Raw genomic sequence first — 21,314 nt, 5'->3', positions numbered from 1 at the left:
AGGTTGACGGCGGTATGAAGATCAACCACTGCCGCCAACCTCATGATCAACGCTGCGGGGCGAGGGCTGGGCTGGGCGGCGGGGTGGGCGGCGGGGTGGGCGGCGGGGTGGGGCGAGGGCTGGGCCGGCGGCAGAGCTGGCCTGGCGAAAGTACGCTGGCCTGCGACGGATCTGATGCGTACCCAGGGAGCTGCCGTGGAAGTGATCATCGGATTGGTGTGCCTGGTCTTGATCGTCGTGGCGGTGGTCGGCTTCGGCGTCTCGATCTACAACGGGCTGGTTCGGGCCCGCAACACGTACCGCAACGCCTTCGCCCAGATCGACGTGCAGCTGGTCCGCCGGCACGACCTGATCCCCAACCTGGTGGAGACCGCCAAGGGCTATCTGAAGCACGAGCGGGAGACCTTGGAGGCGGTGATCAAGGCCCGCAACGCCGCGGTCAACGCGCAGGCCACGGCCGCCGCAGCGCCCGGTGACCCGGCGGCGATGCAGCAGCTCAGCGGCGCGGAGAACGCGCTCACCGCCACGCTGGGTCGGCTGTTCGCGCTCTCCGAGGCGTACCCGGACCTCAAGGCCAACCAGAACATGATGCAGCTGTCGGAGGAGCTGACCTCGACGGAGAACCGGGTCGCCTTCGCCCGGCAGGCCTACAACGACGCGGTGATGGCCTACAACAACAAGCGTGAGGTCTTCCCGTCCAGCCTGATCGCGGGGATGTTCTCCTTCGGCCCGGCCGCGCTGTTCGAGCCGGACGACCCGCAGCAGCGCCAGGCCCCGCAGGTCTCCTTCTGATGAACTTCTTCGAACGGCAGCGCCAGGTACGCCGGCTGTCGACCCGGTTGGTGCTGCTGTTCGTACTGGCCGTGATCGGCATCGTGGTGGTGGTGAACGTCGCGGCGATCCTCGCGTTCAACGCCACCGCCGCCGATCCGGGGCAGCTCGCCGGCTTCGTGGCCATGGTGACCGTGGCGACCGTGGCGGCGATCGGGCTGGCCGCGCTGGTGCGTACCCTCGCGTTGCGCGGCGGTGGCGGGAAGGTGGCCCGTGAGCTGGGCGGGGTGCCGGTGCCGCCGAACACCACCGACCCGGAGCTGCGGCGACTGCGCAACGTCGTCGAGGAGATGGCGCTGGCCTCCGGGGTCCCCGTGCCCGAGGTCTACGTCCTGCCGGAGGAGACGGCGATCAACGCCTTCGCCGCCGGCTGGGGCCCGTCGGACGCCGCCGTCGCGGTGACCCGGGGCGCGTTGCAGCGGCTCAACCGCGACGAGCTCCAAGGGGTCATCGCCCACGAGTTCGCGCACGTGGTCAACGGGGACATGCGGCTCAACATCCGGCTGATGGGCCTGCTGTTCGGCATCCTGTTCCTGACCGTGATCGGCCGGGGTCTGGCCCGCTCCGGGCTGATCAGCGGCGGCAACCGGCAACGCGGCAACAACGGTGGCGGTGGGGTCAACCCGCTGGTGCTGGTGGGGCTGGCGCTGCTGGTCGCCGGCTACGTCGGCGTGCTCGCCGGACGGCTCATCCAGGCCTCGGTGTCCCGGCAACGCGAGTACCTCGCCGACGCCTCCGCCGTGCAGTACACCCGGCAGACCCGGGGCATCGCCGGGGCGCTGAAGAAGATCGGTGGCCTGTCCGACGGCTCCGAACTGAAGTCGCCCAAGCGCGACGAGGTGGGCCACATGCTCTTCGGCGAGGCGGCCCGGACCTCGTGGTTCGCCACCCACCCGCCGCTGGCCGACCGGATCCGCGCGCTGGAGCCGTCCTTCGACCCGGCCGAACTGCAACGGCTGTCCCGGCAGTGGGCGGCGGCACCGCCGTCGGGCCGGCAGGAGGACGTCGCACTGGGCCTGGCCCCGTCCGCACCACCCCAGCCCACACCGAACCAGCCCGCACCGGGCCAGGCCGCGCCCGATCACCCGGCGCCCGTCCCGGCAGCACCCGGCCCGGCCGGTGGGGTACGGCCGAGCGCGTCGGCGTTGCCGGTGGCGGGGACCCGGGTACGTCTCGCGCCGACCGAGGTGCTCGGGCGGGTGGCCGCGCCCACCGAGAGCGCCTACCAGCACGCCGCGGCCCTGCTCGACCAGATTCCGGACCCGCTGCTCGACCGGGCCCGCGACCGGGCGACCGCCGTGCCGCTGCTGCTCGGCCTGCTGCTCAGCGCCGAGCCCGAGGTCCGGCAGCACCAGTACGCAGCCCTGGCCGAACGGCACGGGCGCGAGTTGGCCGACGCCGCGATCGGTCAGGCGCAGGCGCTCGACGGGCTGCACCCGATGCTCGTGCTGCCGCTGGCCGAGCTGACCTTCCCGGCCCTGCGCGACCGGTCGGCTGCGGAACTGGAGTCGATCGTCGCGGCCGTGTTCACGCTGATCCACGCCGACGGCGCGATCAACGTCTCCGAGTACTGCCTCTCCCGGCTGCTGCTGGCCGAGATCCAGGAGTCACTGCGGCCGGACTCCCGCTGGCGCACCGACCGGCGGACGCTCACCGACGCCCGCTCCGCGGCGGGCTTCCTGCTGGCCACGCTCGCCCAGGTGGGGCATGCCGAGCGGGCCGACGCCGAACGCGCCTTCCAGGCCGGCATCACCACCCTGCTGCCCGGCACCGCCTGGGCGTACGCGCCACCGGAGAACGGCGTACTGGCCCTGGAGACCGCCTGGCCGGTGTTGGACGGGCTACGCCCGGCGGACAAGGAGCGGCTGGTCGCGGCCGTGGTGGCGGTGATCAGCCACGACGGGATGATGACCGTGGCCGAGATCGAACTGCTGCGTACGATCTGCGGCCTGCTGCACTGCCCGCTGCCACCGATGGCCGGCGCCGGGATCGGTTGACCGCACCCACCGGGTCGGCGGCGCAGCCGCGAACCGGACAGGCGGGCGGTCGAGCGCCTCGCCTGTCCGGGCGTTCGGGCGAGCATCACGTCGGCGCAGGTTGGGACACCGGCCGCCGGGCTGGCATCCTGGCCCGCGTGACCAGCGAGCAAGCCGACGGGTGGCGGCGGCCAGGACCCACCCCCGAACAGCAACGGGTGGACCTCTACGCGGGTCTGGCGGCGACGGTCCTGGCCCTGCTCAGCCTCACCCTGGCCAACAGCACCGGGGCGTTCCTGCTCGGGCCGCCACCGTCCGGCCTCGAACAGCTCCTCTGGACCGTCGCCGTGCCGCTGCCGCTGATCTGGCGGCGCCGCTACCCCACCGTCACCGCGCTGCTCATCTCCGCCGCGTTCATCGGATCGCAGGCGCGGGCCGTACCCGAGTGGCAGCTTTCCCAGTGGGCGCTGTTCGCCGCGATCTTCACCCTCGGCGCCTGGGGACGCGACCGCCGGCTGTCCCGCCGGGTGCGGATCGGCGTGATCGTCGCCATGTTCCTGTGGATGGCGGTCTCCTACGGGATCCATTTCGGCAGTCTGTCCCCGGACGCCTTCGCGGACGCGATCGGGCCGGTGCCGCCGATCCTCGCCGCGATCGTCACCGGTGTCCTGGTCAACGCGCTGTTCTTCGGTTTCGCGTACTTCTTCGGCGAGATCGCCTGGGTCGCCGCCCGCCGGCAGCACGAGCTGGCCGAGCAGGCCGAAGCCCTACGCCGGTCGCAGGCCGAGGCGCGCGAGCACGCGGTGGTCGGCGAACGGGTCCGCATCGCCCGTGAGCTGCACGACGTGGTCGCCCACCACGTGTCGGTGATGGGCGTGCAGGCGGCGGCCTGTCGTCGGGTCTTCGACAAGGACCCGGCCAAGGCCCGGACCGCGCTGGCCTCGATCGAGGAGTCCGCCCGTACCGCGGTGGACGAGCTGCGCCGAATGCTCGGTGTGCTGCGCGCCCGCGACGGCGAACCGACCGACGCACAACACCAGGCCGCCGGGATCGCGCAGGTCGAGGCGGTGGTCACCCGGGCGCGCGAGGCCGGCCTGCACGCCACCCTCGGGGTGTACGGTGACCCGACGCCACTGCCCGAGTCGGTCTCCCAGGCCGTTTACCGGGTGGTGCAGGAGGCGGTCACCAACGTGTTGAAGCACGCCGTCGGAGCACGGACGCTCGACGTGCGGATCCGCTATCTGACACAGGAGGTGGAGGTCGAGGTGACCGACGACGGCCAGGCCAGCCGAGCGCCGAACGCCGACGGGCTGGGCCTGATCGGGATGCGCGAACGGGCCGCCACCCACGGCGGCGAGTTGGAGGTCGGGACGCGGACCAGCGGTGGCTGGCGGGTACGGGTGCGGTTTCCGCTGCCGGTGGCGGCAGGACGATCGGCGTGAGCACCGCTGCGGGCAGCGCCGACGAGCACGGGTCCGGGCTCGACCGGCCGATCCGGGTACTGCTGGCCGACGACCACCATCTGGTGCGTACCGGTTTCCGGGTCATCCTGGAGATTGAGGACGACATCGAGGTGGTCGGCGAGGCCGCCAACGGGGAACGGGCGGTCAGCATGACCCGGGCCCTACGCCCGGACGTGGTGCTGATGGACGTGGAGATGCCCGAGGTCGACGGGCTGGCGGCGACCCGACGGATCCGCGCCGAGCAGGATCAGCCGGGGCCCGCCGTACTGATCCTCACCACCTTCGACCGCGACGACTACCTGTTCGCCGCGCTGCGCGCCGGAGCCAGCGGCTTCCTGCTCAAGAACGGCACGCCGGAGGCGCTGATCGAGGCGATCCGGGTGGTGGCCCGAGGCGACGGTCTGCTCGCCCCGGAGATCACCCGCCGGGTGATCGCCACCTTCGCCCGGCCGGGCGGGCCGAGCACCGGTGGGACGGATCCGCAGGCGGCTCTGCGTGACCTCACTCCCCGGGAGCGGGAGGTCCTGGTCCTGGTCGCCGGGGGTGCCAGCAACGCCGAGATCGCCACCGCGCTGCACCTCGGCGAGGCGACCGTCAAGTCGCACGTCAGCCGGGTGCTGGCCAAGCTGGAGCTGCGTGACCGGGTACAGGCGGTGGTCTTCGCGTACGAGCAGGGGGTGGTCCGCCCCGGCGGGTGAGCGGACTCCGCCGCGAGGGGGAGCGTTGATTTCCGTCCCGGGACGGACGGCAGTCGATCATCAAAGATCTAACGTGGACGCGTGACCACAGTCCTTCGCCTCGACGGCATCGACCGCAGTTTCGGCGACCGTCAGGTGCTCAAGAACGTGTCCTTCGATGTCGTCGCCGGTCGGATGACCGGCTTCGTCGGCGGCAACGGCGCCGGCAAGACCACCACCATGCGGATCATCCTCGGCGTACTGGCCGCCGACGCGGGTCGGGTGACCTGGGGCGCCCAGCCGTTGAACCGCTCGATCCGGGGACGCTTCGGCTACATGCCGGAGGAGCGCGGGCTCTACCCGAAGATGAGCGTCCGCGAACAGGTGGTCTACCTGGGTCGACTGCACGGGATGAGCGCCGAGGGCGCCCGGCGTGCCACCGACACGCTGCTGGAACGGATCGGACTCGGCGAGCGGGGCGACGACCTGCTGGAGACGCTGTCGCTGGGCAACCAGCAGCGCGCCCAGATCGCCGCCGCGCTGGTGCACGACCCTGAGGTGCTGGTGCTCGACGAGCCGTTCTCCGGGCTGGACCCGCTGGCCGTGGACACCATCCTGGCGGTGCTGCGGGAGCGGGCCGCCGCCGGCGCCCCGGTGCTGTTCTCCAGTCACCAACTGGACGTGGTGGAGCGACTCTGCGACGACCTGGTGATCATCGCTGACGGTGCGATCCGCGCCGCCGGCAGTCGGGAGCAGCTGCGCGCGTCGTCCGCCACCCGCCGCTTCGAACTGGTGGTGGACACCGACGCCGGGTGGCTGCGGGACCATCCCGGGGTCAGTCTGGTGGACCTGGACGGCGCCCGGGCCGTCTTCGACCTCGCCGCCGACACCGACGAGCAGCCGGTCCTGCACGCCGCGCTGGCCCGTGGCCCGGTGCGCGCGTTCCGTCCGGTCACCCCGTCCCTCGCCGAGATCTTCCGAGAGGTCACCCAGTGAACACCTTCGAGGCCACCCGGCTGGTCGCCGCCCGGGAGATCCGGGTCAAGCTGCGCGACCGCACCTTCCTGATCAGTACGCTGTTCTTCCTGCTCATCGCCGCGGCGGCGACCATCCTGCCGCCCATGCTCTCCGGTGGGCCGTCCACCGTGGCGGTGACCGAGGCGGCCGCCGGCCCGCTGCGCCAGGCGGGGCTGGAGGTGCGGGTCGTGGCCGACGACGCCGCCGCCGAGCAGGCGGTCCGTGACGGCGACGCGGACGCGGCGGTGGTCGCCGGCCCGGTCGTGCTGGCCATGAACGACGCCCCCAACGACGTGGTGTCCGCGTTGAGCAGCGCGCCCCCGGTGCGGCTGTTGAACCCCGACGCGGTGGAGCCGGTGGTGGCCTTCCTGGTGCCGTTCGCCTTCGCCTTCATCTTCTTCATCACCTCGCAGACCTTCGGCGTGCAGATCGCGCAGAGCATCATCGAGGAGAAGCAGACCCGGATCGTGGAGATCCTCGTCGCCGCGGTGCCGGTCCGCGCACTGCTGGCCGGCAAGATGCTCGCCGGCACCCTGCTCGCGCTGGGGCAGATCGGGCTGGTCGCCCTCGTCGCGGTGGCCGGCATGGCGTTCGGCGACAGCAACCAACTACTCTCCCTGCTCGGCCCGGCGATCGGCTGGTTCGTACCGTTCTTCCTGCTCGGCTTCGTGCTGATCGCCTCGATGTGGGCGGCGGCCGGCGCGCTGGTCAACCGGCTGGAGGACATCGGCGGAGTGTCCATGCCGGTGCAACTCGCGGTGATGCTGCCGTTCTTCGCGGTGATCTTCCTCAACGACAACGCCGGTGCCATGCGGGTGCTGTCCTACCTACCGTTCTCGTCGCCGACGGCGATGCCGCTGCGGTTGTTCAACGGGGACGCCGCCGTCTGGGAACTGTTCGCCTCACTGGCCCTGCTGCTGGTGGCGGCGGTCGGCTTCCTGCTCGCCGGTTCCCGGGTGTACGAAGGTTCGCTGCTGCGCACCAACGGCCGCACCTCGATCCGCACCGCCTGGCGGGAGCGCGAGACGCTGAGCTGACCGGCACCGCCCCGGCCCGTGAGGCAGCAACTTCCCGGAAGGTGCTGGGTCGGGGCGGACGTCGGGCAGCAACTTCCCCGAAGTTGCTGCCCGACACGGCGCAGACGGTCAACAGTGGAACGGGATGGTTGACCAGTTGGCGGGCAGGCGGGGGACGGGCCAGGCCGGGTCGGGTCGCCAGGTCGCCCAGGATTCGTCCCACCAGCGCTGGCCCGCGTCGAGCAGGGCGGCGATCCGGTCACCCTCGGCCCGGATCGCCTCACCCATGCCGGGATAGCGCCCCTCCACCAGCCGCTGGGCGAACAGTTCCACGTCCTTGAAGACGTACCGGTCGGCGTCCGCCGCCCACCACAGGTCAAGCTCGTGGTCGAGGGTGTCCACCCCGATGGGCGTACGCCGGAACGGGTCCTGGAGGTTGAAGTACCAACCGGCGAAGGCGCGCTGCGGGCCGGACCAGAAGACGTCGACGGCGTGTGCCTCGCCGGGACGCTGGAGCATCAGCTTGCCGTGCCCGCTCCAGGCCCGGTGGCCCGCCACCTGCCAGGGATGCCGGCCGCACGGGAAGCTGCCCTCGACCGGAAAGCCGAACTCCGCGCCCGGCGGCAGGTAGAGCGCCAGCAGATCGGGGCTGTCCTCGACGCAGATCGTCGGGCAGGCGAACCAGACCTCACCGTGCAGGATCTCCCGCCGGGTCACCACGTCACCCGGCCTGAAGCGTTCGACCGCCACTACTCCCCCTGGTCAGTCCTGCGCCGACTCCGGCCGATGCTCCCTGATCCAAGCCTCCACATCCGACTTCCGCCACACCTTGCCCATCGCCAGCACGGCGATCGGCTCGGGGAAGTTCCGCTGGTTGGCGATGACGGACGCGCGCTGCCGGGAGACGTTTCCCAGCATCTCCCGGATCTCCGACACGCCCACCAACTCCATGAGTTGACAATGACAGCGTCAACCCCACTCGACTCAGACAACTACGGAGTTTATTGACGTAGACAACAGAGCAGGGCACACCCGGGAGGGCAGGTTCCCGCCACCGGCCGGCATCTTCGACTGACGGTCTGCCGACCGAAAGCGCGGTGGGGTGTCACTCTTCGGGCAGCTTGCGCATGCTGCGCAGCGGGGAGAAACCAATCCAGAGCACCCCGAGCAGGGCACCGACACTGGCGATCCAGAGCGCGGGACGTACTCCGATCGCGGCGCCGAGCGTCCCGCCGATGAGCGCGCCGATCGGTCGGATGCCGTGGTTGACGGTGCGCCTGAAACCGGATATCACGGCGAGCATCGCCACCGGCGTGGCCGCGATCTGCACTGATCCGACCGTGATGTCGAGGACCATCACGCCCAGTGCGGAGACGAACTCGGCGGTGAACAGCAGCGCGAGCACCACCGGCTCCGGTCCCATGGCCAGCGGTACGAGGACCAGTGGGGCCGGGAAGGCGACGAAGCCGAGGAGCACGGCGGGGCCGATGCCGATCCGGCGACTGATCGCGCCGGTGACCGCCGCGCCGAGTAGTCCGCCGACGGCGCCGGCCCCGATGACCAGGCCCAGAATGCCGGGTGTGATGCCCAGTTCGGTGGTCACGTACAGCACGAAAAGCGCCGCGAACATGTAGTTGAACAGGTTGAGCGTGGTGGTGCCAAGCAGTGTCGCCCGCAGTACCGCAGAGCGGGCCACGTACTGCATGCCCGCCGTCATGCCCCGGGCGGTGCCGCTCGGCGCGGCACTCTCGGTGACCCTTGTCCCGGCCAGGAAGACCGCCGACGCCAGATAGGTCAGCACTCCGGAGAAGAGTGCGACCGGGGCGGTGAGCACCTGTACGAGCACGCCACCGACGCTCGGGCCGGCCACGTGCGACATGGCTCTGCTGCCGTTGACCAGGCTGTTTGCGTCCACGTAATCCGGTCGGCGGACCAGTGCGGCGAACAGGCTGCTGTGCGCCACCTCGAAGAAGACCGAGAGGCACCCGATCAGAAAGGCCACGGCGCAGAGCAGCAGCAGGTTCAGGGCGTCCGCCCACCACAGCAGCGGTACGAGCAGCAGCAGAGCCGCCCGGCCGAGGTCGGCAATGATCATTACCTGGCGTCGGCGCGGGTACCTGTCCACCCAGGCACCGGCCGGCAGGGAGAAGAACAGGTTCGGCAGCAGCGAGGCGGCGGTCAGGTAGCCCATCTCGGCCGGGCCGGCGCCGACTGCGAGCAGGGCCAGCAGCGGCACCGCGAGCATGGTGACTTGGTCGCCGAAGAGCGAGACGGTCTGTGCGGACCAGTAGCGGCGGAAGGCCGTCTCCCGCAGCAGGCGTGGGATTCGCGGCCGGCGCGGCGATGCCGGGTCGGCCAATACCAGGGGTTCAGTCACGGTCAGACCCCGCTCGCCGGCCCTTGTGGAGGTACGACAGCACGCGGTAGCGCCATCTGGACGAACGTCACCGGACGGGAGCCGGGCGGACGCTTCGCCGGGTCGGCGATCCGTTCGTCGTACCGGGCCAGCAGCGCGTCGACCTTGGCCGTGAGTTCGCGCAACTCGGCGGCGGTGACGTGCAGCAGCGTGTCGCCGAAGCCGGCCGCGATCCGCCACTCGACGGGCTCGTCGGCACGGATTGCCAGGTAGTTCTGCGCCCGTTGCAGGTAGATGTCGACCATCACGCTGTTGATCTGGTCCGTGGCGGCCCGCATGGCCGGATCGTCGGAGTCGTCGTCCCAGGACGTGTACAACGTGGTGGCCCGCCAGGGCCGTTCCCGACCGTCCGCCCCGGGCACCCGTTCGGCGAAGCCGTACTTGGCGAGTTGCCGCAGGTGGAACGAACAGTTCGGCACGTTGTCGTCGAGCCGAGCGGCGGCCTGCGTCGCGGTCATCGGGCCTTCGCCGCGAAGCAGCCCGATCAGCCGCATCCGCAGCGGATGCGCGTACGCCCGCAGGGCGCGTGGGTCGGTGACTTTGACGGCTCGCTGAGGCAACTCCTGGGTCATACAGTAGAGAATGCTTTAGAAAGCTATCTCTAGCAATACCTGGGGCTCGATCCAAGGCGCCGATCAGTTTCGACCGGGGTCCGGGACGACTCAGGGCGTGCACACAAGCCCGAGGCTCGCGCACACGCCCTGACGTCGCGTCAGTGTCGGGGTCGGCTCAGCCGACGGCCTCCATGACGTCGTCGCTGACATCGAAGTTGGCGTAGACGTTCTGCACGTCGTCGCAGTCCTCCAGGACGTCGATCAGCTTGAAGACCTTGCGCGCGCCTTCCTCGTCCAGCGGCACGTTGACGCTGGGGATGAGGGAGGACTCGGCCGACTCGTACTCGATGCCGGCGTCCTGCAACGCGGTCCGCACCGCGATCAGGTCACCCGGCTCGGAGACCACCTCGAACGCCTCGCCCAGGTCGTTGACCTCCTCGGCCCCCGCATCCAGGACGGCCATCATCACGTCGTCCTCGGTGCTGCCGGCCTTCGGCACGATCACCACACCCTTGCGGGAGAACATGTACGACACCGAACCGGCGTCGGCGAACGAGCCGCCGTTGCGGGTCAGCGCGGTACGCACCTCGGTGGCGGCGCGGTTGCGGTTGTCGGTCAGGCACTCGATCAGCAGTGCGACGCCGTTCGGGCCGTACCCCTCATACATGATCGTCTGGTAGTCGGCACCGCCGGCCTCCAGGCCGGAGCCGCGCTTGACCGCGCGGTCGATGTTGTCGTTGGGGACCGAGTTCTTCTTGGCCTTCTGGATCGCGTCGTAGAGGGTCGGGTTGCCGGCGGGGTCGCCACCGCCGGTCCGCGCCGCGACCTCGACGTTCTTGATCAGCTTGGCGAACATCTTGCCGCGCTTGGCGTCGATGACCGCCTTCTTGTGCTTGGTCGTCGCCCACTTTGAGTGGCCGGACATCTGTTACCTCCGTTGCTACCCGCCGTCTGCCTCGACCGCACCGCGCACGCCCTGCTCCGCACCCGCGCACGCGGTGGTGCCGGTCAGCTCTGGTGGAAGCCGTGGCGGCCAGATGGCCCTGCCGAATCTCGACAATCCTACCGACGTACCACCGGCGCCCGTCACCCGCCGCACGCCGACCGACCGGCGGACCACCCACCGCATCGCGTAGCAGACCAAAACTCCCGTGGTCGCCCGCTGCACCAGCAGACGGCCAGAAGTCGGAAACCACCGATCGACAGAGGGAGAAGTTGGTATGAATGGTGCACCTTGTTGAAGCTCGATTTGGTACCAGACGACCAAGGGGCGACATGCCGGCCCACCGCCAGAAGCTCACCGCACGTCAGCGAACCTCCGAACTGGCGGTGGTCCTGCTCATCCTCGCCGCCTTCGGCCCCTACCTCGGGCCGGGCGTACGCACCGAGCAGATCGCTGTCATCGTCATCGCCGGGCTGGCGATTCTCGCCCATCCCCACCTTGTCGGCTCGATTCCGCCGCTGGTCGTGCTGCTCGTCGCCCTCACTGCCACCTATGTCACGCTCGCGGTGCTGGCGTCCCTGGGCGACCCCACCGCCGGCACCGGATACGAGCCCGTCGGGATGTGGGCCGGCCTCGACAACCTGCTGCTACCGATTGCCGTACTCGTCGCCGGGTATTTCATCGTCGCCGGTGCGGCCGACCGCACCCGACTCGTTCGCGCCGCGGCGGCGACCCTGGTCATCCTCTTGGCGCTGAACACGGTGATCGCCTACCTGACACTGCTGGGGCCGAGCCCGTTGGACGAGCTGCTACCGCAGTGGTGGAGCAGTGGCCAGACCAGCACCGCCCAACGTGCGGCCACGATGGGACGACACTCGGGGATCTTCAACCAGCCGGCCGAAGCCGGCGTCATGTACTCCCTCGGGCTGATCGCCGCGGTGTACCTGCTGCGCCGCCACTCGTTGCGCCTCGCCGTGGTCGGCGTCATTCTCACCGTCGGCGGCCTGCTCACGGCGTCGAAGATCTTCCTGCTGATCGGGCTACCGGTCGCCCTGTGGCAGACCTGGCGGGATTCATCGTGGCGCAGCCGGCTCGGCTCCGTGCTCGCCCTCGGTGGCGTGTTGGTCGTGTTCGACTACCAGGCCCGATCGCCGGACACCCCGATCGGCGGGGTGCTCCTCGCCGCCCGATTCAACCCACAGGGTCGCAGTGGCAGCCTGCTGTCGTTCTACACCGCCTCCCGCTTCGGCGAGAACTCCACCCTCGCCGACGCCGCCGACCTTGTGCTCCACCACTCCCCGTGGTTCGGATTCGGCATCGACGGCATCCGCATCGCCTACGACAGTTCCTGGGTGGAAGCACTGGTGATGCTCGGCGTGTTCGGGCTGCTCCTACAGGGCGCCGTCATGGCGGTGCTCGTCGTCTGCTGGCTGCGGGCGCGCAGCTGGGCTGAGCCTACGGCCGCACGGTTCGGCCTCGGCGTGGTCATCGTGGCGGTCGCCGGATCGCTGGGGCTGCCGACCCTGACCTCGAACCGGGTCACCACCGTGGTGTGGCTGCTCATCGCACTGCTGCTGATCCGACCCACGGTCGGTCGCCACGAGATCGCCCAGGCATCGACTGCGGCTACCCACCGCCGGTCGGCGCCCGTGCCGGAGCAGGTTGTCGCGAACGGCAATACCCGCCACGACATAGCGGGCCGTCGCGGCGCGGGGCCGCTGCGGGTGTAGCCGGCGCGGGCGGGTAGCCGGCGCGGGCGGGCAGCCGCAGCGATCGGACCAGTTCAGCTCACGGCAGCGACCATGCGTACGAAGTAGCGGTGCAGCCGCAGGTCGCCGGTGAGTTCCGGATGGAACGACGTGGCGAGCAGGTTGCCTTGCCGCACCGCCACGATCCGGGTGTCGGTCGCAGCGGACGGCGTGGCGTCGGCGACGGTACCGAGCACCTCGACCTCAGCACCGACCCGCTCCACCCAGGGTGCCCGGATGAAGACCGCGTGCAGCGGGCCCCCGTCGATGCCGGTGATCTCCACGGGCGCCTCGAACGAGTCGACCTGCCGACCGAAGGCGTTACGCCGGACGGTCATCGCGATGCCGTCGAAACCACGCTGGTCGGGCCGGCCGTCGAGGACCTCCGCAGCCAGCATGATCATGCCGGCGCAGGAGCCGTAGACCGGCAGGCCGGCGGCGATCCGCTTGTCGATCGGATCCCGCAGCTCGAAGATGTCGACCAGTTTGCTGATCGTGGTCGACTCCCCACCGGGGATGACCAGGCCGTCGACGGCGTCCAGTTCCGAGGTTCGGCGTACCGGGCAGGCGTACGCGCCCACAGCGGTCAGGGCGGTGAGATGTTCGCGGACGTCGCCCTGGAGGGCGAGCACGCCGATCACGGGTGCGGGCACGTGGGCTCCTTCCGAGGTGTCAAGAAGGGGCCCCTGCTCTACCGGAGGCGTTGACAGGGGCCCTTCATTGCACGTCACCAGCCGCGGTCGGCCAGGCGGTGCGGGACGGGGATGTCGTCGACGTTGATGCCGACCATCGCCTCGCCCAGGCCACGGGAGACCTTGGCCAGCACGTCCGGGTCGTCGTGGAAGGTGGTCGCCTTGACGATCGCGGCGGCCCGCTGGGCCGGGTTGCCGGACTTGAAGATGCCGGAGCCGACGAAGACACCTTCGGCGCCGAGCTGCATCATCATCGCCGCGTCCGCCGGGGTGGCGATGCCACCGGCGGTGAACAGCACCACCGGCAGCTTGCCGGTGGTGGCCACCTCCTTGACCAGCTCGTACGGCGCCTGCAACTCCTTCGCCGCGACGAACAGCTCGTCGGTGGGCAGCGAGGACAGCCGGCGGATCTCCTGACGGATCTTGCGCATGTGCGTGGTGGCGTTGGAGACGTCCCCGGTGCCGGCCTCACCCTTCGAACGGATCATCGCGGCGCCCTCGGTGATCCGGCGCAGCGCCTCGCCCAGGTTGGTCGCCCCGCAGACGAACGGGACGGTGAAGGCCCACTTGTCGATGTGGTTGGCGTAGTCGGCCGGGGTGAGCACCTCCGACTCGTCGACGTAGTCGACGCCGAGCGCCTGAAGGATCTGCGCCTCGACGAAGTGGCCGATGCGGGCCTTGGCCATCACCGGGATGGAGACGGCGTTGATGATCCCGTCGATCATGTCCGGATCGCTCATCCGGGAGACCCCGCCCTGGGCACGGATGTCGGCGGGTACCCGCTCCAGCGCCATCACCGCGACCGCGCCGGCGTCCTCAGCGATCTTGGCTTGCTCGGGGGTGACCACGTCCATGATCACGCCGCCCTTGAGCATCTCGGCCATGCCCCGCTTCACGCGGGCGGTGCCGACGACCGGGGTGTTGCCGTCGGTGTTCGGGGAAATCGTCTCGGACACGGGTCGTCGCTCCTTGAGGCGCACGGGCGGGGCAGCGAAATGCTACGACCGGCGCGACACCGTTCCGACAGCCAATCAGACCCGTGGTGGCCTGGCATGTGGCCGCCGTCACCTCGGGCGCGGCCCGGCCCGGGTCACCGGGTGGAGACGTCGGCGGCGGGCACCGTGAGGGTCGGGTCGTCGATGTCGAAGTAGCGCGGCCAGGTGTGCGCGCGTCCCATCCGGAACAGGCGGACCAGGCGTCGACTGCGCGCCGTACGGGCGTCGCGGACCAGATCGGTGTGCACCTGCCGGGCCAGGGCGAGTCGCCGGCTGGCCGCGATGACCGCCTCGCAGTCCGGGTCGGTGGGGTCGAGCTGGACCGCCCGCAGCTGCCGGGTCAGGTCGTTCTCGGCGGCCTCCCGCTCCTCCGGCTCCGCGTCGAGCGCGATCCGCGCCGCCGCGTACAGCTCCACGCCGTAGCGGCGTTCGGCCAGCACTGCCGCAGCGGCGGCTCGGCGCAGCAGGTGAGCATCGAGGGCGCGGGCCGCGAGCTGCGCGCGGGACTGCAGCCGCTCGACCCGGCCGGCGGTCCAGATCAGGTACGCCGCCACCAGGGCGACGACCAGCGTCGCGCCCACCACCCACCACATGCCCGGCATCGTAGTGCTGCTCCCGTTCCTCCCGGTCAGTCCAACCCCACCCACTCCTGGTCGATCACCCGCCCGTCGGTCGCCTCGATCGCTGCTGCGTATACCTCCAGAACGCGGCGGGCAACCACGGGCCAGTCGAAATTCGCCACCACCTGGTCACCGCAGGCGGTCAGTTCCGCCCGGGCCGCCGGATCATCGAGCAGTTCGGCGAGGGTCTCCCCCAGCGCCCCGGCGTCGCCGGTGGGAAACAGCCGTCCGGCCCGGCCGTTGTCCAGCACCCGCCGGAAGGCGTCCAGATCGCTGGCGACCACCGTGGTGCCGGCGGCCAGCGCCTCGGTGAGGATCATGCCGAACGACTCACCCCCGGTGTTCGGCGCCACGTAGAGGTGCACGCTGCGCAGCATCCGGGCCTTCTCCGCCTCGGGCACCAGGCCGAGGAAGGTCACCCGATCGCGAAGCTCGGGTGGAAAGCGGTCGAAGAGGTCGTCCGGGTCACCGGGGCCGGCGACCAGCAGACGCAGCCCGGGACGCCGCGCGGCCAGCTCGACGAAGGCGTCACGCAGGATCGGGAAGCCCTTGCGCGGCTCGGTGAACCGGCCCAGGAAGCCGAGCGTGCCGCCGGTACCCGCCGAGCACTCCCCCGGCCAGCCGGGCAGCGGCTCGATGCCGGCGAACTTGGCCACCGCCACCCCGTTGGGGATCTCCACCGCACCGCCGTCGAGGTGCTCGACCTGCACCTTGCGGGCCAGCGCGCTCACCGCGATCCGGGCGGTGATCCGCTCCAGCACGATCTGGAGAGCCCCCTGAGCTGCGGAGAGTACCCGGGAACGGGTCATCGCGGTGTGGAAGGTCGCTACCACCGGCCCTCGGGCGGAGAGCACGGCGAGCATGGACACGCTCAGCGTCAGCGGCTCGTGCACGTGCAGCACGTCGAAGTCGCCGCGGGTGATCCACCGGCGTACCCGGGCGGTGGAGACCGGGCCGAACGCGATCCGGGCCACCGAGCCGTTGTACGGCAGCGGCACCGACCGACCGGCCGACACCACGTACGACGGCAGGGGGGAGTCCTCGTCCGCGGGGGCGAGGACGCTCACCTCGTGCCCAAGCCCGATCAGTGCCTCGGCGAGGTCCATGACGTGGTTCTGCACCCCGCCCGGCACGTCGAAGGAGTACGGACAGACGATGCCGATCCGCATTGCGCCCGTCCCCTCAGTCCAGCCACATCCGCTGCAACATATGCCAGTCTTGCGGATGCCGGGCGATGCCCGCCGCGAGACTGTCGGCGATCAGCTGGGTCAGCGACCGGACGCGCCTGTCCAGCGTGCCTTCTTCCGGGCCCGGTAGTGGCAGCGGCCCCTCGAGCGAGGCGCACGCCGCATCCGGTTCGTACCACATCGAGGCCACGTAGAGCGGCGCACCGGTACGCAACGCCAGCAGGGCCGGACCGGCCGGCATCCGGGTCCGGCCGGCGAAGAAGTCCACCTCCACGCCCCGGGCGGACAGGTCCCGGTCGGCGAGCAGCGGCACCACCGCCCCGGCGGCGAGCCGCTCGGTCAGCACGTCCAGCGGTGGTCGCCGGCCACCGCTGGTGGGCAGGATCTCCATGCCCAGGCCCTCCCGGAAGGCCACGAACCGCTCGTAGACGGCCTCCGGCTTGAGCCGCTCGGCAACGGTGGACAGGGGCCAGCCGTTGGCGACCACCCAGGCACCGGCCAGGTCCCAGTTGCCGGCGTGCGGCAGCGCCACCACCGCGCCCCGCCCGGCTGCCACGTCGGCGGCGAGCAGCTCGGTGCCGTCCAGCCGGAAATTGGCGAGCACCTGCTCCCGGCTCAACGACGGCAGCCGGAACGCCTCCAACCAATAGCGGGCGTACGAGCGCAGACCGGCGCGGACCAGGTCGTCCAGCTCGGCCTCGGGCAGGTCGGGGCCGACCACCCGGCGCAGGTTGGCACGCAGCCGGGTGGCCCCGGCGCCCCGATGACGGTGGGCCCGGTCGGCGCCGGCGGTGAACGCCGCCGCGGCGACCGGGCGGGGCAGTGCGCGGACCAGCCGCCAGCCGGCGACGTAGCCGAGTTCGGTGAGGTTCACCGGCGCCCCCGTCGCCGGGCTGTGCCGCTCACCCGCGGCCACCCGGCACGTCGACCTGCTGGGCCTGCCGGTACACGTACCGCATCCGCTGTCCCACGGTGAACAGCGACACCGCGGCGAGCAGCCACAGCGCGATCGGCAGCGCCGGCTCGACGCCCAGGCCGGTGAGCAGGCCACCAACACCGACGATCAGCAACCGCTCGGTACGCTCGGCAATGCCCACGTTGCCGCTCATGCCGAGCCCTTCGGCGCGGGCCTTGACATACGAGACGAGCCCACCGGCGGCCAGACAGATCAGCGCGGCGGCCACGCCCGCGCGGTCGCCCTGACCGGCCAGGTAGAACGCGACCGCGCCGAACACCGCGCTGTCGGCGACCCGATCCATGCTGGAGTCGAGGAATGCACCGAATCGGGTCGACCCGCCGCTCATCCGGGCCATCGTCCCGTCGAGCAGGTCGGTGAGCGCGAAGACCGTCACGATCAGCGCACCGGCGACCAGGTCGCCGCGGGCGCCGAAGCCGAGTGCGCCGACGAGCACCCCGAGGGTGCCCGCGACGGTGACCGCGTTGGGGGACACGCCCGCGCGCAGCAGGCTGCGGGCAATCGGTTCGACGACGCGGGTCATCCCCGCGCGGACCGACACTTGGAAGATCTTCGCCATGGCGGTCCCACGATAACGGTCGGCCCAGCCTCGGCGACAACGCCGGTCCGAGCAGGCAGGGTTGTGCCGGTCGGCCATCGGGTGTGGGATCGGGTCGGGAGGGTGACCCATCTCACCCGACCGCCCGTTGACTGCCCGGTTCGGGGCGGGCCACCGGAGGATATCGCCGCGGTGCCCCGTCCGGGCCGCATCCCCGTCGCGCGCGGCGGTCGTCACCACCACCGGCTGAGGGAGGTGCGCCCGATGGCGCAGAGGAGTCAGGACAAGCAAGCCACCGGGGTACCGGTGGTGACCGATCCGACGAAGATCCGCAACGTGGTGCTCGTCGGACATTCCGGCGCGGGCAAGACGACGCTGGTCGAGGCGCTGCTCGCGGCGACCGGCACGATCGCCCGCGCCGGCTCCGTCACCGACGGCAACACCGTCTGCGACCACGACCCGGCGGCCGTACGCCAACAGCGCTCGGTCTCGTTGGCCTGCGCGCCGCTGGTGCACGACGGCATCAAGGTCAACCTGCTGGACACGCCCGGCTACGCCGACTTCGTCGGCGAGTTGCGGGCCGGCCTGCGGGCCGCCGACGCCGCACTGTTCGTGGTCTCCGCCGTGGACGGGATGGACGCCGCCACCGCCGCGCTGTGGGAGGAGTGCGCCGCCGTCGACATGCCCCGCGCGGTCGCCGTCGCCCGACTGGATCACCCACGTGCCGACTTCGACGAGGCGGTGGCGCTGTGCCAGCGGGTCTTCGGCGACAATGTGCTGCCGCTCTACCTGCCGATGCTCGGCGACGACGGGGTTTCCACCGCCGGCCTGCTCGGGCTGATCACCCGGCGGGTCTTCGACTACACCGACGGCCTGCCGGCGCAGGTACGCGAGCCCGACCCGGAGCACCTGCCGGCCATCGCGGAGTCCCGCAACGAACTCATCGAGGGGATCATCGCCGAGAGCGAGGACGAGACCCTGATGGACCGCTACCTCGGCGGCGAGGAGATCGACGCCGACCTGCTGGTCGAGGACCTGGAGAAGGCCGTGGCCCGGGGGCACTTCTATCCGGTGGTGCCGGTCTGCGCGGCGACCGGGGTCGGGGTGGACGCGCTGCTGGAGGTGCTCACCGCCGGCTTCCCGTCGCCGCCGGAGCACGCGCTTCCGGCGGTCACCGGGGTGGACGGCTCGCCCCGCCCGCCGCTGACCTGCGATCCGGACGGTCCGCTGGTCGCCGAGGTGGTCAAGACCACGATCGACCGGCACGTCGGTCGGGTCTGCGTGGTCCGGGTCTTCTCCGGCACGCTGCGCCCTGACCAGACGGTGCACATCGCCGGGCACGGGCTGGCCGAACGCGGTCACCCCGATCACGACGCCGACGAGCGGATCGCGCACCTGTACAGCCCGCTGGGCGCCACCCTGCGCGAGGTCGGTGTCGCGGTGGCGGGTGACATCTGTGCGATCACCAAGTCCGGCAGCGCGGAAACCGGCGACACCATCTCCGCCAAGGAGGATCCGCTGCTGATCGCCCCGTGGGAGATGCCGGAGCCGCTGCTGCCGGTGGCGATCGTGGCCCGGTCCCGGTCCGACGAGGACGCCCTGGCCCGCAATCTGGCCCGCCTGGTGGCCGGTGACCCGACGATGCGGCTGGAGCGCAACCCGCAGACCCATCAGCTGGTGCTGTGGTGCATGGGCGAGGCGCACGCCGACGTGATCCTCGACCGGCTGCGCGCCGGCGGGGTCGAGCTGGACACCGAGCCGGTCAAGGTGGCGCTGCGGGAGACGTTGACGGCGCCGGCCGCCGGACACGGCCGGCACGTCAAGCAGTCCGGCGGGCACGGCCAGTATGCGGTCTGCGACATCGAGGTGGAGCCGTTGCCGCGCGGCGCCGGCTTCGAGTTCGTCGACCGGGTGGTCGGCGGGGCGGTCCCCCACAACTACATCCCGTCGGTGGAGAAGGGGGTACGCGCCCAGCTGGAACGCGGCCTGCTCGCCGGGTACCCGGTGGTGGACCTGCGGGTGACGCTGGTCGACGGCAAGGCGCACAGCGTCGACTCCTCCGATGCGGCGTTCCAGACCGCCGGGGCGCTGGCCCTACGCGACGCCGCGACCAAGGGACGGCCGGCGTTGCTGGAACCGGTCGACGAGGTGACCGTACGGGTGCCTGACGGCAGCGTGGGCACGGTGCTGGGTGACCTGTCCGGCCGGCGTGCCCGGGTGCTCGGCACGGAGCCGGACCCGGAGTCGGAGGGACGCACCCTGGTGCGGGCCGAGGTGCCCGCCACGGAGTTGCTGCGCTACGCCGTCGAACTACGTGCGCTGACCGCCGGGGCCGGCACCTTCCGCCGCCACTTCGTCCGCTACGACGCCATGCCGGAGCACCTGGCCGACCAGATCCGCAAGGAGCACGCCTGAGGCCCGCCGCCCACCCCGACGGCCGGCGCGGTCAGGGGCGGGCGGTGGGGAGCATGGGGCTGGGCCAGTAGGGGCGGTCGGCCGCCCGCAGGGCGGCGGCGCGCAGGGCGGCCAGTCGGTGTTCGACCTCGGCGAAGTGGTCCGGGGCCAGCGGGCCCAGGGTCAGCGCGGCGGCGTTCTCCTCCACCTGGGCCACCGTGCGGCAGCCCGGGATCGGGATGGTCCGGTCGCTGCGGGCCCAGATCCAACCCAGCGCCCCCTGGGCCAGGGTACGGCCGTCGGCCGTCAACGCCTCCCGGACGGCCTCCACCCGGCGCAGCCACTCCGGGGCGGGACGGCCACCCCGGAACCACTCCAACCAGCCTGAGGTCATGCCCCGGATGTCGTCGTGGGGCAGGGTCGAGGCGGGGTGGTACTTGCCGGTCAGCAGCCCCATGCCCAGCGGCCCCCGGTTGACGCTGGCCAGGTCGTACTTCTCGCACAGGTCGAGCAGTTCCGGGGCGTCGCGCAGCACCGACAGGCCGTGCTGCACGGCGGCAGCGTGCGGGGCGTCACCGAAGGCGGCGGCCCGGTCGGTGCGGTCGGTGCTCCAGCCGTACGCCCGGATCAGGCCGTCGGTGACCAACTCCTCCAGGGTGCCGATCAGGGCCTGGGCCCGGGCCACCGGCAGGTCGGCCAGGTGCAGTTGGTAGAGGTCGATCCGGTCGGTGCCCAGCCGCCGCAGCGAGGCCCGGACGGCCCGGTGCAGGTAGGCCGGTGAGGCGTCCGTACCGGTGGCCTGCCGGGTCTGCTCGTCGAAGGTGTAGCCCCACTTGGTGGCGATGACGGCTGCGTCCCGCCGCCGGGCCAGGGCCCGCCCGAGGAGGCGCTCGCCGTGCCCGGCACCGTAGGTGTCCGCGGTGTCGAAGAGGGTCACCCTCAGGTCCAGGGCCCGGCGGATCGCCCGTACCGATTCGGCGTCGTCGACCGCCCCCCAGCCCAGGGGGGTACGCCCCTCCGCCCAGGGACCGGCTATCGCCCAGCAGCCCATGCCCAGGGCGCTGACCCCGATGCCGCTGCGACCCAGCGTCCGTCTCGACTCCGCCACCGGCGCATCGTGCCATCCGGAGGGCGGTGCTGGGCAGATATTCATCACGATCATCCGTACGAGGGACCGGGCCTCGCGGATCAATCCTCCGTGGAAAGCACCCCGTGCGACCACGGTGAGTGGCCGGCGTCGGACATCCGTCTTATGTAGATCTTCCATGGAC

At 71.3% G+C, this 21,314-nt stretch carries 19 protein-coding genes and 1 pseudogene; 8 read left to right on the top strand and 12 right to left on the bottom strand.

Translation table 11 applies throughout. The features are described 5' to 3' along the window. The first annotated feature begins 195 nt into the window (after nt 1–195). The 6 genes from AB0M35_RS13465 to AB0M35_RS13440 all read left to right on the top strand — a co-directional run bounded on the left by AB0M35_RS13465 (nt 196) and on the right by AB0M35_RS13440 (nt 7,001). The gene (locus tag AB0M35_RS13465; RefSeq protein ID WP_363744933.1) at nt 196–792 is read left to right on the top strand and encodes a LemA family protein; all 597 of its coding nucleotides are present in this window, start codon (nt 196–198) and stop codon (nt 790–792) included. Next, nucleotides 792–2,828 carry a M48 family metallopeptidase gene (locus AB0M35_RS13460; protein WP_363744931.1) on the top strand — a complete coding sequence of 679 codons (2,037 nt, stop codon included), beginning with the start codon at nt 792–794 and terminating at the stop codon, nt 2,826–2,828. The genes AB0M35_RS13465 and AB0M35_RS13460 overlap by 1 nt, the downstream gene beginning before the upstream one ends. A 137-nt stretch (nt 2,829–2,965) precedes the next feature. Further along, on the top strand, nt 2,966–4,249 hold the full coding sequence (locus tag AB0M35_RS13455) for a sensor histidine kinase (protein WP_363744929.1): 1,284 nt from the start codon (nt 2,966–2,968) through the stop codon (nt 4,247–4,249). After that, nucleotides 4,246–4,968, top strand: a complete 723-nt coding sequence (locus tag AB0M35_RS13450) for a response regulator transcription factor (protein WP_363744927.1) — start codon at nt 4,246–4,248, stop codon at nt 4,966–4,968. The genes AB0M35_RS13455 and AB0M35_RS13450 overlap by 4 nt, the downstream gene beginning before the upstream one ends. A gap of 81 nt (nt 4,969–5,049) precedes the next feature. Beyond that, nucleotides 5,050–5,943, top strand: coding sequence for an ATP-binding cassette domain-containing protein (locus AB0M35_RS13445; RefSeq protein ID WP_363744925.1), 894 nt, complete (start codon nt 5,050–5,052; stop codon nt 5,941–5,943). Further along, nucleotides 5,940–7,001 carry an ABC transporter permease gene (locus tag AB0M35_RS13440; RefSeq protein WP_363744923.1) on the top strand — a complete coding sequence of 354 codons (1,062 nt, stop codon included), beginning with the start codon at nt 5,940–5,942 and terminating at the stop codon, nt 6,999–7,001. Before AB0M35_RS13445 ends, AB0M35_RS13440 begins: the two co-directional genes overlap by 4 nt. Before the next feature lie 108 nt (nt 7,002–7,109). On the opposite strand, the gene AB0M35_RS13435 is transcribed toward AB0M35_RS13440, so the two are convergent. The 5 genes and pseudogenes from AB0M35_RS13435 to AB0M35_RS13415 all read right to left on the bottom strand — a co-directional run bounded on the left by AB0M35_RS13435 (nt 7,110) and on the right by AB0M35_RS13415 (nt 10,875). Further along, complete coding sequence (locus tag AB0M35_RS13435; RefSeq protein ID WP_363744921.1) at nt 7,110–7,730, bottom strand: DUF402 domain-containing protein; 621 nt, start codon at nt 7,728–7,730, stop codon at nt 7,110–7,112. Between the two features lie 12 nt (nt 7,731–7,742). Further along, a complete protein-coding gene (locus AB0M35_RS13430; RefSeq protein WP_363744919.1) occupies nt 7,743–7,931 on the bottom strand; it encodes a hypothetical protein in 189 nt (62 codons plus the stop codon). A 154-nt stretch (nt 7,932–8,085) separates the two neighbouring features. Next, the gene (locus AB0M35_RS13425) at nt 8,086–9,357 is read right to left on the bottom strand and encodes an MFS transporter (RefSeq protein WP_363744917.1); all 1,272 of its coding nucleotides are present in this window, start codon (nt 9,355–9,357) and stop codon (nt 8,086–8,088) included. Next, nucleotides 9,350–9,968 (bottom strand): annotated as a pseudogene (locus AB0M35_RS13420) (helix-turn-helix domain-containing protein). Before AB0M35_RS13420 ends, AB0M35_RS13425 begins: the two are co-directional and overlap by 8 nt. Before the next feature lie 157 nt (nt 9,969–10,125). Next, complete coding sequence (locus AB0M35_RS13415; protein ID WP_363744915.1) at nt 10,126–10,875, bottom strand: YebC/PmpR family DNA-binding transcriptional regulator; 750 nt, start codon at nt 10,873–10,875, stop codon at nt 10,126–10,128. Nucleotides 10,876–11,225: 350 nt separating this feature from the next. On the opposite strand from AB0M35_RS13415, the gene AB0M35_RS13410 reads away from it, so the two are divergent. Then, nucleotides 11,226–12,623 (top strand): hypothetical protein, encoded by a 1,398-nt coding sequence (locus AB0M35_RS13410; RefSeq protein WP_363744913.1) that lies wholly within the window; start codon nt 11,226–11,228, stop codon nt 12,621–12,623. Nucleotides 12,624–12,676: 53 nt separating this feature from the next. Here AB0M35_RS13410 and pdxT read toward each other — a convergent pair whose 3' ends face one another. The 6 genes from pdxT to pgsA all read right to left on the bottom strand — a co-directional run bounded on the left by pdxT (nt 12,677) and on the right by pgsA (nt 17,670). Next, nucleotides 12,677–13,294 carry a pyridoxal 5'-phosphate synthase glutaminase subunit PdxT gene (gene pdxT / locus AB0M35_RS13405; RefSeq protein WP_363744911.1) on the bottom strand — a complete coding sequence of 206 codons (618 nt, stop codon included), beginning with the start codon at nt 13,292–13,294 and terminating at the stop codon, nt 12,677–12,679. A gap of 74 nt (nt 13,295–13,368) precedes the next feature. After that, complete coding sequence (gene pdxS / locus AB0M35_RS13400) at nt 13,369–14,289, bottom strand: pyridoxal 5'-phosphate synthase lyase subunit PdxS (RefSeq protein ID WP_363744909.1); 921 nt, start codon at nt 14,287–14,289, stop codon at nt 13,369–13,371. 134 nt (nt 14,290–14,423) lie between these two features. Beyond that, entirely contained in the window at nt 14,424–14,930 is a 507-nt protein-coding gene (locus AB0M35_RS13395) for a hypothetical protein (protein ID WP_363744907.1), read from the bottom strand. A 26-nt stretch (nt 14,931–14,956) separates the two neighbouring features. Then, on the bottom strand, nt 14,957–16,117 hold the full coding sequence (locus tag AB0M35_RS13390; RefSeq protein WP_363744905.1) for a glycosyltransferase family 4 protein: 1,161 nt from the start codon (nt 16,115–16,117) through the stop codon (nt 14,957–14,959). A 13-nt stretch (nt 16,118–16,130) separates the two neighbouring features. Next, nucleotides 16,131–17,009, bottom strand: a complete 879-nt coding sequence (locus AB0M35_RS13385) for a phosphatidylinositol mannoside acyltransferase (RefSeq protein ID WP_363744903.1) — start codon at nt 17,007–17,009, stop codon at nt 16,131–16,133. A 28-nt stretch (nt 17,010–17,037) separates the two neighbouring features. Next, nucleotides 17,038–17,670, bottom strand: coding sequence for a phosphatidylinositol phosphate synthase (gene pgsA, locus AB0M35_RS13380; protein WP_363744901.1), 633 nt, complete (start codon nt 17,668–17,670; stop codon nt 17,038–17,040). Between the two features lie 243 nt (nt 17,671–17,913). Here pgsA and AB0M35_RS13375 point away from each other — a divergent pair, with 243 nt between their 5' ends. Beyond that, on the top strand, nt 17,914–20,064 hold the full coding sequence (locus tag AB0M35_RS13375; protein ID WP_363744899.1) for an elongation factor G-like protein EF-G2: 2,151 nt from the start codon (nt 17,914–17,916) through the stop codon (nt 20,062–20,064). Between the two features lie 31 nt (nt 20,065–20,095). Here AB0M35_RS13375 and AB0M35_RS13370 read toward each other — a convergent pair whose 3' ends face one another. Continuing rightward, nucleotides 20,096–21,196, bottom strand: coding sequence for an aldo/keto reductase (locus AB0M35_RS13370; protein ID WP_363744897.1), 1,101 nt, complete (start codon nt 21,194–21,196; stop codon nt 20,096–20,098). Nucleotides 21,197–21,314: the final 118 nt, after the last annotated feature.

Source organism: Micromonospora sp. NPDC051196 (genome assembly GCF_040682415.1).
GTDB lineage: Bacteria > Actinomycetota > Actinomycetes > Mycobacteriales > Micromonosporaceae > Micromonospora.
The sequence above is the reverse complement of the archived record's forward strand: the minus strand, read 5'-3'. Positions and strand labels throughout refer to the sequence as shown.